Genomic DNA, 15280 nt, shown 5'->3' with positions numbered 1-15280 from the left:
AAACTGTTAGCGACGGCAGAGTGCACGATAATGGCTGTCAACGCTGTTGCTCATCGCGTTGCAGCCTCCGCCCCGCAGATGAGCAAGCACGACAGCGAACGATATAAATCGGCTATCTCACCGCACCTCACTGGCGATTAGAAGGATACCCGATTGATGTTCATCGTCTTATCGCATATCGGCCCCCTTTTACTCTTGCTGCAGGCAAAAAAACGCCGGCAAAAAAAACGCTGCCGGCGGCCGACAACTGGCGGCTCGAGTCATGCCCTGCGACATAGGGCTGCCGCGACCGACATCACCAATGCAATCATCCGCTCAGACAGGTACGGATGACATTCTGACGAGCCTAACTATGTTTAATAAACACCATATTTGAAAAAACGATGTTTGAACAAACTATGTCTTAAAAAGACTGTGTTTAAACACCCATTTCAAAACAAGGTTTAATAATAATCACTCGATAAAAACGTCCAATGCGAGACTATCTACTCCAGAATTCAGGGGGAGCTGGAGGATTCATCACTCATTTCGCGAATTTATTATTGCTCACGGAGTTAACTACCACTTGATGACAGAACCATGACTAGCGCGGCTCATTACGTCGGGAACATCATAGAATAAATAAAAAGAAAAGTGATAGTTAAATTTTCAATTCCTATATAAAACCTTAGCCTGACGAATTTAGCCGCATCCCATAACTTCAGAAACAACAGCATAAAAAACAATAACTATCATGAAGTTAAAAATAATCATCATTTTAAAAGGCGCCCATTCATTTATAAATGTAGTCCGCTAATATATAAAACATAAGTTTTAACCGAGATTTGTTAATGACCCAATAATTTATTCCCTCTAACATCATTATTATTACTGAGTAGCGACAGAGACTGAATTGAAAAGCAGATAAAGACTAAATACGCACTTTGTTTATCCTTTGTTTAAATACCATCTTATAACCACAAATAAAGAGTAAAATATCAACAAAAACGCATCGCAAATAAAAAAGAATAACTCAGCAGCGGCTTTATTCATTCGCATGGCATCAGTCTTAAATAAGCTCGACAAAGTCGATTCATCACTGACTCACACGGTAAACGCTTACTGAAGCCCCGCGTGGAGACACCGCAACACCGTCTCTGCGTTCATCGTCACCGCCCTAATTTTTTCCCTTGGTTATCAACCGCGAATGCGGTAGGTGAAACGGCAATCTCAATGGCACCCTGCTAAATTGTGTCTAAACTTTACTGTCGAAAAGACACCATTTTTATCGAAGAGAGGACTTTTTGACTCAGATGTTGAAGTTGTTGAATGCGCTGGTGCCGCAGGTCGCGGATCTCTCGCGGGAGATGCCGTGTGAAGTCCGTTATCAACGTTTGCTTGATTCGCTGAATCTCCTGATCCCGGCGGACGCAACCGCGCTGCTGCAGCTGAAAGGCGAAGAATTAACGCCCGTAGCCATCAAAGGTCTTCATGCCGAGGCGCTAAAACGGCGCTTCATTTTGGACGATTATCCACGCTTCGCCGCCATACTGGCTACCGCCAACGTGATGCGCTTCCCGCCGGATAGCGAGGTGCCAGACCCCTTCGAAAATCTGTTCGAAAGTGAAGGAAGTCGCGCAGGCGAAAATGACGCTATCGGCTGCGTCCTCCGTCTGGATCATCATCTCTGGGGGTTGCTGACGCTGCATGCATTTGATGGACACACATTCTCCGCCGACGCGCTCAAAACGTTGGAGATATTCGGCGGCATCGCCGCCGCGACCGTCTCGGCCAGCACCCACGTCGACCAGCTCAAGTCCACGCTGGAAAGCGAGAATCTGCGCGCCGAGGCCTTCCGCCTGACGGCAGTACACGGCCACGACGAACTGACTGGCAGCAGCGAACCGTATCAGTTACTGATGGATGATATTGAACTGGTTGCGTCCAGCGACATGACGGTACTGATTACCGGTGAAACCGGGGTAGGTAAGGATTTGGTCGCTCGTCGGCTGCACGCGCGGTCGCGACGTGCCAATGCCCCTCTCATCGTCATTAACTGCGCCGCCCTGCCCGACCATCTGGTGGAAAGCGTCCTCTTCGGCCACGTGCGCGGCGCATTTTCGGGAGCCACGACAGACCGTTACGGCAAATTCCAGCTCGCCAACGGCGGGACCTTGTTTCTTGATGAAATCGGCGAACTGTCACCGGAGACTCAGGCCAAACTGCTCCGTGTATTGCAAGACGGGCAATTGCAGCGCGTCGGCTCGTCTAACCCGCATCATGTCGATATCCGGCTGATTGCCGCCACCAATCGCAATCTGTTCGCTGAAGTTCAGTCCGGGGAGTTTCGCGCCGATCTGTATCACCGACTGTGCGCGTTCCCAATTCACGTTCCGGCGCTACGGGAACGTCAGCAGGACATCCAGCTTCTGGCGGGCGCATTCCTCGAACAAAACCGTAACCGGATGGGGCTGAAAGGTCTACGCCTGTCGCCCACCGCGCAAACAGCGCTCTCGAGCTATCAGTGGCCCGGTAATGTGCGCGAGCTGGAACAGGCCATCAGCCGCGCAACGCTACGCGCCACGGGCAGACTGGCGTCGTATCCGGCCAAACGCGCCTCGTTTGTCACGATTAGCGAGCGCGATTTGGGGTTGGATACAAATGAAAAGCTACAGCATGACGTTGCGGCCAATGAGCCTCAACAATTCGGCCTGCGCGAAGCGCCGCAGCAGGATCTGCGTACGGCGGTTAACGAATTTCAAAAACAGCTCATCGAGCGGACGCTTCAACACCATCAGGGCGATATTTCGTCGGCGGCCCACGAACTGGGTCTCGACCCCACCAACTTGACGCAGCTGGCGCATCGGTTAGGCGTTATGAGTCAGCCTGAAAAGTCCGTTCTAACCCGTCATTCCAACCGCTAATCCTCGACTCAGCCGCCCCGTTTATTCTGGGCGGCCTCCTCAATCTCACAGGGTGTTTAGCGAACCTCCGGCAGCGCGTACGCAATAATGTAATCCCCCAGTTTGGTGCCGAACGAGCCGTGTCCCCCTGCGGCAATCAACACATATTGCTTGCCGTTGACGGCATAGGTCATCGGCGTCGCTTGCCCTCCGGCAGGCAGGCGCGCCTGCCAAAGCGGCTCACCGTTGGTGATATTAAACGCGCGCAGATAGTTGTCCGCCGTCGCGGCGATAAACAGCACATTGCCCGCGGTGGAGATCGGCGCGCCTAGCATCGGCATTCCGACTTCGAACGGCAAGGGCAGCGGCGAACTATCGCGCACGGTCCCGATCCGTTTTTTCCAGACGATGACATTGGTTTTCAAATCAATGGCGGAGATATAGCCCCATGACGGCTGTTTACACGGGATACCAAGCGGCGACAGAAACGCCTTCAGCGTCACGCCGTAAGGAACCCCGTACTGCGGCTGTACGCCGGACTCCGTCCCCGAGCCCCCTTTACCCGCCGTGTTCGGCTCGATCGGGTTTTGAGTACCTCGCGGGATTAGCCGCGAGACAAACGGCAATGCCATCGGGTTGGCTATCGCAATCTGGCGATCCGTGTCGACGGAAATACCGCCCCACTCAAACATGCCGAGATTGCCGGGGAACACCAGCGTGCCTTGCTCAGACGGCGGCGTAAACGGCCCTTCATAACGGAGCTGGTGGAACATGACGCGGCAGACCAGCTGATCAAACATCGTCGCCCCCCACATATCCTTACCGGCCAGATTTTCTCGGGGACGGTAGCTCAGCTGCGAGAACGGCTGCGTCAGCGAAACGCGATCGCCCTTCGCCGCGCCCTGCGGCACCGGCGTTTCCGGCGCGGGTACGACCGCTTTGCCGTCTCGGCGATCCAGTACAAAGACATTGCCGGTTTTCGCGGGCACATAAACCACCGGCACCGTCTTGCCGTCCTGATTCGTGATGTCCGCGAGCGTTGGCTGCGCGGGCACGTCCATATCCCAGAGATCGTGATGCACGGTCTGATAAAACCAGACCAGCTTGCCGGTGGTCGCATTCAGGGCCAATAAGCCGCTGGCGAAACGTTCCATTTCCGGCGTGCGATAGCCGCCCCAGATATCCGGCGTGGCGACACCGGTAGGCAGATACACGATATCCAGCTTGGCGTCGTAGGCGGCTGGCGCCCACGAGTTGGGGGAGTTCGGGGTATAGAACTGCTTGCCGTCGGGGATCTTGTTAGGATTTTTGCTGCCGGTATCGAACGCCCACAACAGTTTGCCGGTGTTGACGTCAAAGCCGCGAATGACGCCAGACGGTTCACGCGTCGAGCCGTTATCGGTGACCGCGCCTGCGATAACGATGACCTTGTCGGTGACCACAGGCGGCGACGTTGGCTCATACGCGCCCGCCAGCGGGTACGGCATGTTGGTTTGCAGATTCAGCTTGCCGCGTTCGGCAAAATCCGGGCACGGCTGGCCGCTCTGCGCGTCCAACGCGTACAGAGAACCATCGTTGACCGGCAAGAACACGCGGCGCGCACACAGGGCTGGCGGTGTATTCTGAGACCCGGACTGCGCCGTCGTCGGCGTTTCGTGGTACGACACCCCACGGCAGGTCACGTGCTGAAAGGTCGGGTTAGTCTTGAGATGCGGATCAAACCGCCACTTTTCCTTCCCCGTCGCCGCATCGAGCGCAAACAACTTCTGGTGAGGCGTACAGAGATAGAGCGTATCGCGGATTTTGATGGGCGTGACTTCGTTAGTGATTTCTATCGGATCGTTCGGTCCTTTCAGATCGCCGGTGCGAAAGCGCCAGACTTCCTTGAGGCCGCCGACGTTTTTGTCATTAATCTGGCTCAGCGGAGAGTAACGCGTGCCAGCCTGAGTCCGGCCATAAGCGGGCCAGTCGGCGTCCGGGATCGTGCTCCCGAACTGCGGCGAGGCGGTGGTTCCCGCCGCACGCAGCGTCCCGTTAATCTCCTGGGGATCGTTAAACATCGCGTAGCCTAAAACCCCGACGGTTACCGCCAGCGACAGGATCTGCGCAACCCACGGCAGCTTGGTGCGGAACGCCAGTTGGTTGTAGATAAACGGCAGCACCAGCCAGAGCCCAAAGAAAAAGACAACGTCCAGCCGCGGCGTCAGTGCCCAGAAATCCGTCCCGACTTCCCACACACCCCACAGCGTCGTCCCCAGCAAAAAAAGCGCATACAACAGCACCCCGGCCGCCCGACGACGATACAGCAACCCCGCCGTCGCCAGCATGATCGCCCCGGCGATGAGGTAGTACCAGGAGCCGTTAAGGCGAACCAGCCAGATACCGCCGATCAACAGATACAGGCCGCTCAGTACGGCGAACAGCACAGTAAGGAGGAGTAGGACACGAGCGGTCCCCGTGCTTTTTTGCATAGTCTTGCCTCTGTCAATGTATTGCCCCGGTTAAATCGACGCGTTGCTCGCGCTGAACGGAGAACGGGCAGCGAACGGACGTCCGACATCACCTTTACAGGTTAGCGTCGTCATGCCTCTGTTTTATGGTGTCACCGCGTAGCTCATCGGCCCGGCGACGGGAGGAGTTATTCCGCCCGGCCTGCCCATGCTTATCCCGTCACTTAAAGATAGGTCATCCCTCACGATATGGGCGAGCCAGCCCCGTTTTTCAGCACGTTATGCGGTTGCAGATGGCCACGGAGATGGCAATGCAGGAGGAATCGTTAACGGCAGATTCAAGACGCACATTGTGATGTTCTCGACGCACTGGCGCGAGACAACGCGTGATAACGTGACACAGGGATGACCGTTCGAGATAAAAACTCTGGTCGGGGAAACCCAGGTGGCATCAGATTGCCAAACCCCAATCAGGCGCAGATGCTGGCAAGAGGGAATACGGGCAAGGAGATCGAAAAGACAGCGGCATCGCGTTGAAACGCGCAAACGCGGCGCCGCTGTAGAGATGACGACCCGTCAGACACCGGCCGTCAGGGGGAGATTACTCTTTGACCGTATCTTCAAGGAAGAAGCGGCCCAGCGGGTTCTGATAGAAGCCCTTGATATTTTTACGGCTGACGTTGCGGTACGGGCTGTAGTACAGATCGATCCAGTTCACGTCGGCTTTCGCCATTTTCTGCAGGTCGATGTACATCTGCTCACGTTTTTTAGGATCCACTTCCAAACGTGCTGCCGCGACCAACGCTTTCACTTTCTCGTTATGGTAGCGCGTCATGTAGTTCATGTTCGCGTCGTGACCCAGCACGAACGTGGTTTTCTGATCCGGGTCGAGCACATCGTTGGTCCAGTACATAACGGAAATATCATAGTCGCCGGAGACCAGCATGCCCCAGCTCTGGCTCGGGTCGACTTTTTGCAGCGTGACGGTCACGCCCGCTTTGGCCAGCTGCTGCTGCAACAGAATGGCGATTTGTTCGTCCACTTCATCGCCCGCATTCACGACATAGTTCAGCTTCAGATTAGAAGCGCCTGCGTCCGCCAGCATTTTCTTGGCTTTTTCCACGTCGTAAGGACGTTTCAAATTGTTGGCGTAGTGGTACACCGCGCCGGCCGGAATGTAGGAGTTCGCAACCTGACCGTAGCCGAAGGTGACGGTTTTCACGATGGCATCTTTGTCGATCGCATAGTCCAGCGCCTGACGCACTTCAACCTTCGACAACAGGCCGTGTTCGTGGTTGATCAGCAGGTGATCTTCACGCGTTGACGGGTCCAGATGGATGGACAGGTTCGGATCTTTTTGCAGAGAGACGATGCGTGAGAACGGCACGTTGATCGCCGCATCCAGTTCACCCGCCTGCACTTTCAGCATACGCGTGTTGTCGTCCGGGATGGTCTGCCACTCGACGCCATCCAGAGAAACCTTGTCCGCACGCCAATAATGCGGGTTTTTGACCAGCACAACGCGGTCGCCGCGCAGCCACTCTTTGACGCTGAACGCGCCGGAGCCGACCGGTTTTTCCGCAAACGCTTCTTCACCCATCGCTTTCATCGCCTTTTCAGAGATGATGGAGGCATTCGGCAGGGCCAGCTGAGACAGGAACGGAACGGACGGCGCTTTCAGGGTGATGACCAAGGTACGCGCATCCGGCGCTTCCACTTTATCCATCACCATGAACGGGTCGCGCCACAGTGAATTTTCATCGTCGCGCAGGCGCAGCAGGCTAAAGGCCGCGTCGTTGGCGGTGACCGGCGTACCGTCGGAGAACACCGTGTTACGGATCTTCAGCGTATAGACTTTGCCGTCCGGAGAAATGGTCCAGCTTTCCGCCAGCGCAGGCTCCAGCTTGGTGCCGGTCTTGTCCACCCAAATCAGGCGGTCAAGCACATTGGAGAACACCCAGTTGTCTTCGTTTTGCGTCGTTCTAATCGGGTCGAAACTGGTGCTGTCTTCGCGTCGTCCAATCGTCAGCACACCGGCCGCTTGCGCCATTTCACTTGCCACGCAGGCCGCCAGCAAAAGCCCGGCGGCTGCAACCTTTAAGTATTTACGCTTCATCAAACATTCCCTCATTTAACGGATTAATGGCTTGTTCGCCCTTGTCGTCCAACACGCAGGCGAAGGTATGACCGACAATGTGTCGGGTCTCTGGCGGCGCGCCATGTTGGCAGCGCGACAACGCATAGGGGCAACGCGGGTGAAACGCGCAGCCGTCCGGCAAGGCCAGCGGGCTGGGCGGTTCGCCCGAAAGAGGATGGGCGGGCAGCGGCCGGTCGGGATCGATTTCCGGAATGGCCGCTATGAGCGCCGCGGTATAAGGATGGCGCGGCTGGGTAAACACCGCTTCAACCGGGCCAGATTCCACGATACGCCCTAGATACATCACGGCGACGCGGTCGCACAGGCGTCGCACTATCGCCAAATCGTGGGCGATGAACAAAATGGCGAGTCCCATTTTGTCCCGCAGATCCATCAGCAGATTGATGATCTGTCCTTGAATGGACACATCCAACGCCGCCACGCACTCATCGGCGACGATCAGCCGCGGCTCCAATGCCAGCGCCCGGGCAATACCGGCGCGCTGGCACTGTCCGCCGCTCAGCGCATCGGGCCGACGCAGGCCGTGCTCAGGGGTCAAGCCCACCAGAATCAGCAGCTCCCTCACCCGCTCCCGGATCGCGGATTTCGGCACTTTGTGATGCACGCGCAGCACCTCGGCGATGCTGTCGCCGATGGTCTGACGCGGATTCAGCGAAGAGAACGGGTCTTGAAAGATCATCGCCGTCTGCTGACGCAGCTGAGCGATTTCCTGCTGGCTTCCCGGCGTGATCGGCACTCCGTCGAAATACACCCGGCCGCCGACGGTCGGCTCCAGCTGAAGCAACGCGCGGCCCAGAGTACTTTTACCGCTGCCGGACTCCCCGACCAGACCGAGCACTTCCCCGGCGTGAATGTGCAGACTGACGCCATTGACGGCGTGCAGGCTTCGTTTGTTGAAGAGGAAGCCGCCGACCGGAAAACTGACCTGCAGATTGTCCGCCGCCAGCAACGGCGCCGTAGATTGGACCGGACTCACTATAGACTCTCCTCGTGATTCAGCATGGCGAACGGATGGTGACAGGCCGCAGCGTGCGCGAGATTGCGCATTTCACCGTACATATCGGGCCGTACCGCCTTGCAAATCTCCGTGGCGTAACGACAACGGGGATGGAATCGGCAGCCGCCGGGAAAATGTTCCGCCACCGGCGGCTGACCTTTAATGGTCGCCATCTGTCCGGTGCCGCCGGCGCTGACCGGTTGGCAGTCAATCAGTCCCTGCGTGTAAGGATGCAGGGCATCGCCCAGCACCTCGCGTTTTCCGCCCAGCTCACACAGACGCCCGGCATACATCACCGCGATACGGTCACAGGTCTGCGCCACGACGCCAAGATCGTGCGTGATCAGGATAATCGCCACGCCGAGGCGGTCGCGCAGATCGCTCAGCAACCGCAGAATTTGCATCTGCACAGTGACGTCCAACGCCGTCGTCGGTTCATCGGCAATCAGGATTTTAGGCTCGGACGCCAGCGCCACGGCGATCATCGCCCGCTGACGCATCCCACCGGAGAATTCATGAGGATAGTTGTGTATCCGTCGTTCGGGATCGGGAATGCCCACCTGCCGCAATAGCTCCACCGCATGGGCTTTCGCCTCGCGGCGGCTGGCGCCGAAGTGCAGACGTCGACTTTCGGCAATCTGTGCGCCGACGGTCATCACCGGATTCAGGTGGCTGGTCGGGTTCTGGAAGATCATACCGATCTCCCGGCCGCGCACGGCGGAAAGCGCGCGTTCCGGCAGCGCGAGGATATCGCGCCCGTTGAGATTGATGCTGCCGGAAACCACGCGTAGCGCTTCTCCGGGAAGCAGCCGCATCATCGCGCGGCAGGTTACGGTCTTACCGGAACCGCTCTCGCCGACCAGTCCGAGGATCTCGCCCTCACGCAGCTCAAGCGAGACATCATCGACCAGCGCAATACCTTGCCGGTTCACGACCGTCAGCTGTGATAACGCCAGTAACGTCATGGTCGTTCTCCCAATAGGTCGCCCAGTCCGTCCGCCAGCAGGCTAAAGCCCATCGCCAGCAGCACTATCGCCAATCCGGGGAACGTGGTGATCCACCAGGCGGTGGTAATAAAACTTTGCCCTTCGGCCACCATCACGCCCCACTCTGCTGTAGGCGGCTGTACGCCTAATCCCAAATAACTGATGGCGGCGCCGTTAAGCAGTACCAGCACGCAGTCGGACATGGCGAACACCACCGAGCCGGTTAGCGCGTTGGGCAGCAGATGGACGAAGAGAATGCGAGGATGGCTGAATCCGAGGCTGCGTACCGCCAACATAAAATCCCGGTGTTTCAACGACAGTACCTGTGCTCGCACCAGACGGGCGTAAGTGACCCAGCCCACCATCGCCATCGCGATATAAAAGCTGGCTAATCCTGGTCCCAGGACCGCGATAATCGACAGCATCAGCACCAAAAACGGAAACGCCAGGATGATGTCGATACAGCGCATCAGCAGCGTATCCACGATGCCGCCGACGTAGCCGGACAGCGCGCCAATCGAGGTGCCGATCATAAAGGGAAAGATGACCCCCAGCAGGCAGATCTGCAGGTCGACGCGTGCGCCCCAGATGACGCGGGAGAAAATGTCGCGGCCGAAGTTGTCGGTGCCGAACAGATGGTTGAGTCCCGGCGGCATCAAGCTGGCGGTGGAATCCTGCGCAATCGGATCGAACGGGGCGATCCACGGCGCGAACACGGCCAACAGCGTCCATAGCCCAACAATCGTCAGGCCGCCGCTCAACGCAAGGCGGCGAGGAAATGCCAGCCACGGCAGCCGCCGTACAACAGGTGTCTGACTCATAGCTTGATCCTCGGGTCCAGCGCCACCGTGAGCAGGTCGGCAACTAGGTTAACCGTCACGGTTCCCAGCGCAAAAACCAGCACGACGCCCTGCACCACCATATAGTCCCGGCTGAAAATCGCTTTGATTAACAGTTGCCCCATCCCGGGGATGGCAAAAACGCTTTCAATAACCACGGTGCTGCCAATTAGCCAGCCGATATTGACCGCCAGCAGATTAATGGTCGGCACCAGCGAGTTCGGCAAAATATGCCGCCAGAAAATGCGCGACTCCGGTTGTCCGCGCGCGCGCGCGGCCGTCACATAGTCGCTTTTCATTTCCATCAGCAGGCTGGCGCGCAAATTGCGGGTCAGCACCGCAGACAGCGCCAGCGCCACCGTCAGACACGGCAACACCATGTGATGCAGGCGATCCAGCAAATCACGGCCATAGCCGGACACCGGGAACCACCCCAGCTCAATGCTGAACAACAAAATCATCATGATGCCGAGCCAAAAAGCGGGGAACCCCAGTCCGGCGGTTGAGAACAGACGAATCACCTGATCGGCGAGTTTACCGCGCCGCCGCGCCGCCCAGGACGCCAACGGGATGGTCAGCAGTAGCGCTAAAACCACGCTGCCTGCAATCAGCCAAATCGTTGGTTCAACACGCGAACCGATGACTTTCAGGGTATCCACTTTATAAACGATGGATTTACCCAGTTCGCCGTGAAATAGATTACGAAGAAAATAGAAATACTGTAACCACACCGGCTGATCGAGTCCGTACTGTTCACGTACCCGCGCCAGCGCGCCTGGGGTGGCCCGCACGCCGAGAAGAATTCGGGCCGGGTCGCCAGGGATCGCGCGCACCATGGCAAAGGTGATAATGCTGATGCCAAAGAGCACCGGCAACAGTTGGAGTGGCCGAAATAATATAAACCGATAACGATGCATACTAATTCCCTGTGTTTATGCTGGCGTATCTATTAATGGCACCATTTAGTTAGGTACGGTTTGGCACAAACGGGTTGAGCCAGAAATTAAGCATCGCGACGCGTGACCGGAATAATCAAAACCGGCCGCCATAAACGCGATTTGCTAGGGAACATACCAGGTCGTTTTTATTGAATAACGACTCACCAGAATGAAGGTCTGGTCGGTAAAAGGCATCATTTTTCGAACAAACGTGTATTCCTATTCGAAAAATGGCCATTTACTTCAATAGTATGCCTTTTCTGTCTTTATATTTCATTCAACATAAGGACTACTAATGAAATAAAAACACAATAAATCACAAAAGGCCCTGACAGGCGGGAATCTACCCAATCATACCGGTCGTGAATAGTTAGCAAAAATGCTAGTTTTGCCTTAGCAAAAATGCTAGGTTACGCTTGGTTATTGACCGGGTTGAGGCCGAACATGCGCTCTGGCATCTGTACCGACCATCGTCCTCTTTTTAACGGGCTACATTTTCCGGAGGGTAATCATGGATAAGACTACTCAGCTTACCTCGTTGACACGTTCAGCCACTTCACTGGACGAAGCTTTTGATCACATGTTCGCGCAAACGTTACACCTGGGATTCGACCGGGTGATTTATGACTACGCTCCGGTTCCCCGGACAATGGAAGGGAAACTGATCAACCCTTCTCTGTTGCGTGTTAATAACGTGCCGGAAGACATGCCACTGCAGTGGTTCGAAAATGGTTTTTTTCAGATGGATGTTGTTCAACATCATGCTCTGGAAACCTGCGCGCCATTTGTGTGGTCATATCAACGCCCTGAACGGACGCCGCTTCGCTCACGCATTGGCGAAGAGCATCAGTGCGTTACGCATTACATGCAGGAAAATGGGATGCCCTGCGGCGCGACGGTCCCCCTGCACCTGCCTCGCGGAGGCTTCGCCACCGTAACGGCTATTCTTAACAGCTCGCACGAAGAACAGGATATCAGCAGTACATTATCAGATCTGACGTTTATTGCTCATCGTTTCCAGGAATCGGCGTTCCCCCTGTTCAGCGAAGATCTCATGACCTGCCAATACGTCCATCTGACCAAACGCGAGCGTGAGTGTCTGACATGGTCTGCGGAAGGTCTGACGGCGAAAGAGATCGCCCGTAAACTGAACCGTTCCGTCGCAACCGTCACGCTGCATTTGAACAACGCCACCAAAAAGCTGGGGGCGAATAATCGTGTGCAGGCTGTCGTTCGCGCCATGTACTACCACCTCCTCGATAGCTAAAACTATCTATTTTACTAGCTTTCCGCTTTCGCTGACGCGCCTTACTCTTAAGCCAGACTTAACAGACATAAGAGTGACCGTCATTTATGAACACTGTCAGCGAAGGCTTTGCCCCTTTTCTCCAGTATCAAACCTGGTATCGAATCAGCGGTGATTTACATAATGGTATGACACCGTTGGTCGTTGTCCACGGCGGTCCCGGCTGCACCCACGATTACGTTGATTCATTTAAAGATATCGCCAACACAGGTCGTCCTGTGGTTCATTACGATCAGTTAGGTAATGGCCGTTCGACGCACCTACGGGAAAAACCGGCCGATTTCTGGCAAATCTCGTTGTTTCTTGATGAGCTGGATAACCTGTTAAAACATCTTAACATTCAGGACGACTATGCACTGCTCGGTCAGTCCTGGGGCGGCATTTTGATTTCAGAACATGCCGTAAGATGTCCAACCGGTTTGAAAGCTATCGTTATCGCCAACTCTCCGGCGTCGATTCCGTCATGGCTGCAGGCCGCGGCGAAGCTGCGCGCCGAATTGCCAGAAGCGGTTCAAGCGACTTTGCTTGAGCACGAAGAGGCAGGGACGGTGGATAGCGAAGCCTATCGCGAAGCATCACAGGTGTTCTATCAGCGTCACGTCTGCCGTCTGGACCCGTGGCCCGCTGAGGTGAAACGCACCTTTGATTATATCGATGAAGACCCCACGGTTTATCACGCAATGAATGGACCGACAGAGTTCCATGTCATCGGCAGCATGAAAAACTGGAGCATCATCGATCGCGTCAAAGCCATCAACGTCCCTACCCTTTTGATTTCAGGACGTTACGACGAGGCTTCACCAGAAACGATCCAACCTTTTGCAGACGGTATTGCTGATGTTGAGTGGGTTATTTTTGAACACTCCAGCCATATGCCGCATGTCGAAGAGCGCGAAGAATGCATGAAAACCGTCGGTGATTTTCTGCAAAGAAAGATTCGATAACATAAGAAGAAAGACCAATACCAGGGAAAGCGACATTTTAGTCGCGATTGTAAAACGCGCCGGCTAAAAACGGCCGGCGCGTTTCTTTTTTAGAGCGCTATTAAAGCGCCGGGCTTTACCACTCAGCCCAGAGGTAACCGCCTGTTGCCTAAGCTCGTCAGTTAGGACAAGAGACTGGTTCCTCATTCGTTCCTCGCAAGACCGCCAGGGAATGGCGCGGCCTTGTTTATATTTTCATTCCTCTATTTCCAATCACACGCCCGGTTTATTTTTACCCTGCGACTGTCGCTAAGACGGCAGGGTATTCGCGCATCTTGCCAACGCCCAAGAACCCACCTGGATTCCCTTTGCCCGACCGACTCGCCGGCAGGGCCGCCCCGGCGCGGCACGAGATATCCACGTCGATTCGGCATTCAGTCGGGCGTTACATTAGGTCGCTGACCCTGAAACGGTCTGGCGGCTTTGGTGGCGATACCGAAACGCGACGGCAAAAACGCACCCCAGCACCAGCGTATAACCTGAAAATGTCAGCCAAATCGCCTGCCAATCCTTGACGCCGGCCGTCGTGAACAGATCCACTACCCCTCCGCTGGCCAGCGCCCCAAGATAAGCGCCCAGTCCATTCACCATACTCATGAACATGCCCTGCGCGCTGGCTCTGAAACGAGAGTCGACCTCCGTATCCACAAAGATCGCGCCGGAGATATTGAAAAAGTCGAACGCGCAGCCGTAAATAATCATCGAGAGCACCAGCAGCAAGAACCCCATGCCAAGCGGGTCGCCGTAGGCGAAAAACAGAAAGCGCAGCGTCCAGGCGAACATGCTAATGAGCATGACGCGTTTGATGCCGTAGCGGCGCAGAAAAAACGGAATGGTGAGAATGAAAAACACTTCCGAAATCTGCGAGAGCGATAACAGCACTGACGGATAAGTCGCCGCCAGACTCGACTGATAGAGCGGATTACGCGCGAAGTCGTGGAGAAACGGGTTGCTGAAGGTATTGGAAACCTGCAATGCGGCGCCCAATAACATGGCGAAAATGAAGAACACCGCCATACGCGGCGTTTTGAACAGGGACAAGGCCCCCAGCCCCAGCGCGTTGAACAGACGGGTGCTACCGCCTTCGCGATACAGCGAGCATCGCGGCAATGTCAGGGAGTACAACGCCAACAGTAGCGAGGCGCTTGAAGCCAGATAAAGCTGATTATTGCTCAGTTCAATCTGCCCAAAGCTGACCGTCCACATCGCCAGAATGAACCCGACCGTGCCGTAGACGCGGGCAGAAGGAAAATCCTTCACCCGGTCCAGCCCGTGCTGTTCCAACGCGAAATACGCGATACTGTTGGACAGCGACATGCTGGGCATATAGGCGACGGCATTCAGCAGCATGACCCAGAACATCATCATGGGGTCCGTCGCCTGCGCCGCGAGGTAAAGCGCGATCGCGCCTAGTAAATGGCACAGTCCATAAAGGCGATTAGCCCGGATCCAACGGTCGGCGATAATCCCCGCCAAACCGGGGACGACCAATGAGGCCAGCCCTTTAGCGCTATAGGCCATTCCGACCTGCACGCCGGTAAAGTGCAGCGTGTTGATCATGTAAGAGCCCAATGTGACCAACCAACAACCCCAAATAAAGTACTGCAAAAAGAACATCGTCTTTAGACGCAGCGAGATTGAAAATACGTTCGACATGATGACTTTTCCTATTTCCCTGTCAGCGTTCGCGTTGATTACCCGACAAGATGATGAGGTGACCCGCCCTATCGTCAGACTACAC

At 55.7% G+C, this 15280-nt stretch carries 10 protein-coding genes; 3 read left to right on the top strand and 7 right to left on the bottom strand.

Annotation, left to right across the window (positions count from 1 at the left end; genetic code table 11):
- Positions 1 to 1292: 1292 nt before the first annotated feature.
- Complete coding sequence (gene norR, locus CKQ53_RS11780) at positions 1293 to 2903, top strand: nitric oxide reductase transcriptional regulator NorR (protein ID WP_085651945.1); 1611 nt, start codon at positions 1293 to 1295, stop codon at positions 2901 to 2903.
- Between the two features lie 56 nt (positions 2904 to 2959).
- On the opposite strand, the gene CKQ53_RS11775 is transcribed toward norR, so the two are convergent.
- The 6 genes from CKQ53_RS11775 to CKQ53_RS11750 all read right to left on the bottom strand — a co-directional run bounded on the left by CKQ53_RS11775 (position 2960) and on the right by CKQ53_RS11750 (position 11229).
- On the bottom strand, positions 2960 to 5353 hold the full coding sequence (locus tag CKQ53_RS11775; RefSeq protein WP_094118315.1) for a glucose/quinate/shikimate family membrane-bound PQQ-dependent dehydrogenase: 2394 nt from the start codon (positions 5351 to 5353) through the stop codon (positions 2960 to 2962).
- A gap of 580 nt (positions 5354 to 5933) precedes the next feature.
- The gene (locus CKQ53_RS11770) at positions 5934 to 7448 is read right to left on the bottom strand and encodes an ABC transporter substrate-binding protein (protein WP_085651947.1); all 1515 of its coding nucleotides are present in this window, start codon (positions 7446 to 7448) and stop codon (positions 5934 to 5936) included.
- A complete protein-coding gene (locus CKQ53_RS11765) occupies positions 7438 to 8466 on the bottom strand; it encodes an ABC transporter ATP-binding protein (protein WP_085651948.1) in 1029 nt (342 codons plus the stop codon). Before CKQ53_RS11765 ends, CKQ53_RS11770 begins: the two co-directional genes overlap by 11 nt.
- Positions 8466 to 9452, bottom strand: a complete 987-nt coding sequence (locus CKQ53_RS11760; protein WP_085651949.1) for an ABC transporter ATP-binding protein — start codon at positions 9450 to 9452, stop codon at positions 8466 to 8468. The genes CKQ53_RS11765 and CKQ53_RS11760 overlap by 1 nt, the downstream gene beginning before the upstream one ends.
- A complete protein-coding gene (locus tag CKQ53_RS11755) occupies positions 9449 to 10294 on the bottom strand; it encodes an ABC transporter permease (protein ID WP_085651950.1) in 846 nt (281 codons plus the stop codon). Before CKQ53_RS11755 ends, CKQ53_RS11760 begins: the two co-directional genes overlap by 4 nt.
- Positions 10291 to 11229: an ABC transporter permease gene (locus tag CKQ53_RS11750; protein WP_085651951.1), complete on the bottom strand. Its 939-nt coding sequence runs from the start codon at positions 11227 to 11229 to the stop codon at positions 10291 to 10293. The genes CKQ53_RS11755 and CKQ53_RS11750 overlap by 4 nt, the downstream gene beginning before the upstream one ends.
- A gap of 532 nt (positions 11230 to 11761) precedes the next feature.
- On the opposite strand from CKQ53_RS11750, the gene CKQ53_RS11745 reads away from it, so the two are divergent.
- Together CKQ53_RS11745 and CKQ53_RS11740 are read left to right on the top strand one after the other, a co-directional pair.
- On the top strand, positions 11762 to 12517 hold the full coding sequence (locus CKQ53_RS11745; RefSeq protein ID WP_085651952.1) for a LuxR family transcriptional regulator: 756 nt from the start codon (positions 11762 to 11764) through the stop codon (positions 12515 to 12517).
- 86 nt (positions 12518 to 12603) lie between these two features.
- Positions 12604 to 13500: a proline iminopeptidase-family hydrolase gene (locus tag CKQ53_RS11740; protein WP_085651953.1), complete on the top strand. Its 897-nt coding sequence runs from the start codon at positions 12604 to 12606 to the stop codon at positions 13498 to 13500.
- A gap of 429 nt (positions 13501 to 13929) precedes the next feature.
- Here CKQ53_RS11740 and CKQ53_RS11735 read toward each other — a convergent pair whose 3' ends face one another.
- Positions 13930 to 15156: a nucleoside permease gene (locus tag CKQ53_RS11735; RefSeq protein ID WP_276330739.1), complete on the bottom strand. Its 1227-nt coding sequence runs from the start codon at positions 15154 to 15156 to the stop codon at positions 13930 to 13932.
- Positions 15157 to 15280: the final 124 nt, after the last annotated feature.

Origin of the sequence: Lonsdalea britannica (assembly GCF_003515985.1) — a bacterium.
GTDB lineage: Bacteria > Pseudomonadota > Gammaproteobacteria > Enterobacterales > Enterobacteriaceae > Lonsdalea > Lonsdalea britannica.
The sequence above is the reverse complement of the archived record's forward strand: the minus strand, read 5'-3'. Positions and strand labels throughout refer to the sequence as shown.

What these genes read in the sequence shown, in the direction of transcription:
- CKQ53_RS11770 (WP_085651947.1), bottom strand. Translation starts at nt 7,448, where the DNA reads ATGAAGCGTAAATACTTAAAGGTTGCAGCCGCCGGGCTTTTGCTGGCG.
- CKQ53_RS11735 (WP_276330739.1), bottom strand. Translation starts at nt 15,156, where the DNA reads ATGTTCTTTTTGCAGTACTTTATTTGGGGTTGTTGGTTGGTCACATTG.
- CKQ53_RS11755 (WP_085651950.1), bottom strand. Translation starts at nt 10,294, where the DNA reads ATGAGTCAGACACCTGTTGTACGGCGGCTGCCGTGGCTGGCATTTCCT.
- CKQ53_RS11745 (WP_085651952.1), top strand. Translation starts at nt 11,762, where the DNA reads ATGGATAAGACTACTCAGCTTACCTCGTTGACACGTTCAGCCACTTCA.
- norR (WP_085651945.1), top strand. Translation starts at nt 1,293, where the DNA reads ATGTTGAAGTTGTTGAATGCGCTGGTGCCGCAGGTCGCGGATCTCTCG.
- CKQ53_RS11750 (WP_085651951.1), bottom strand. Translation starts at nt 11,229, where the DNA reads ATGCATCGTTATCGGTTTATATTATTTCGGCCACTCCAACTGTTGCCG.
- CKQ53_RS11775 (WP_094118315.1), bottom strand. Translation starts at nt 5,353, where the DNA reads ATGCAAAAAAGCACGGGGACCGCTCGTGTCCTACTCCTCCTTACTGTG.
- CKQ53_RS11760 (WP_085651949.1), bottom strand. Translation starts at nt 9,452, where the DNA reads ATGACGTTACTGGCGTTATCACAGCTGACGGTCGTGAACCGGCAAGGT.
- CKQ53_RS11740 (WP_085651953.1), top strand. Translation starts at nt 12,604, where the DNA reads ATGAACACTGTCAGCGAAGGCTTTGCCCCTTTTCTCCAGTATCAAACC.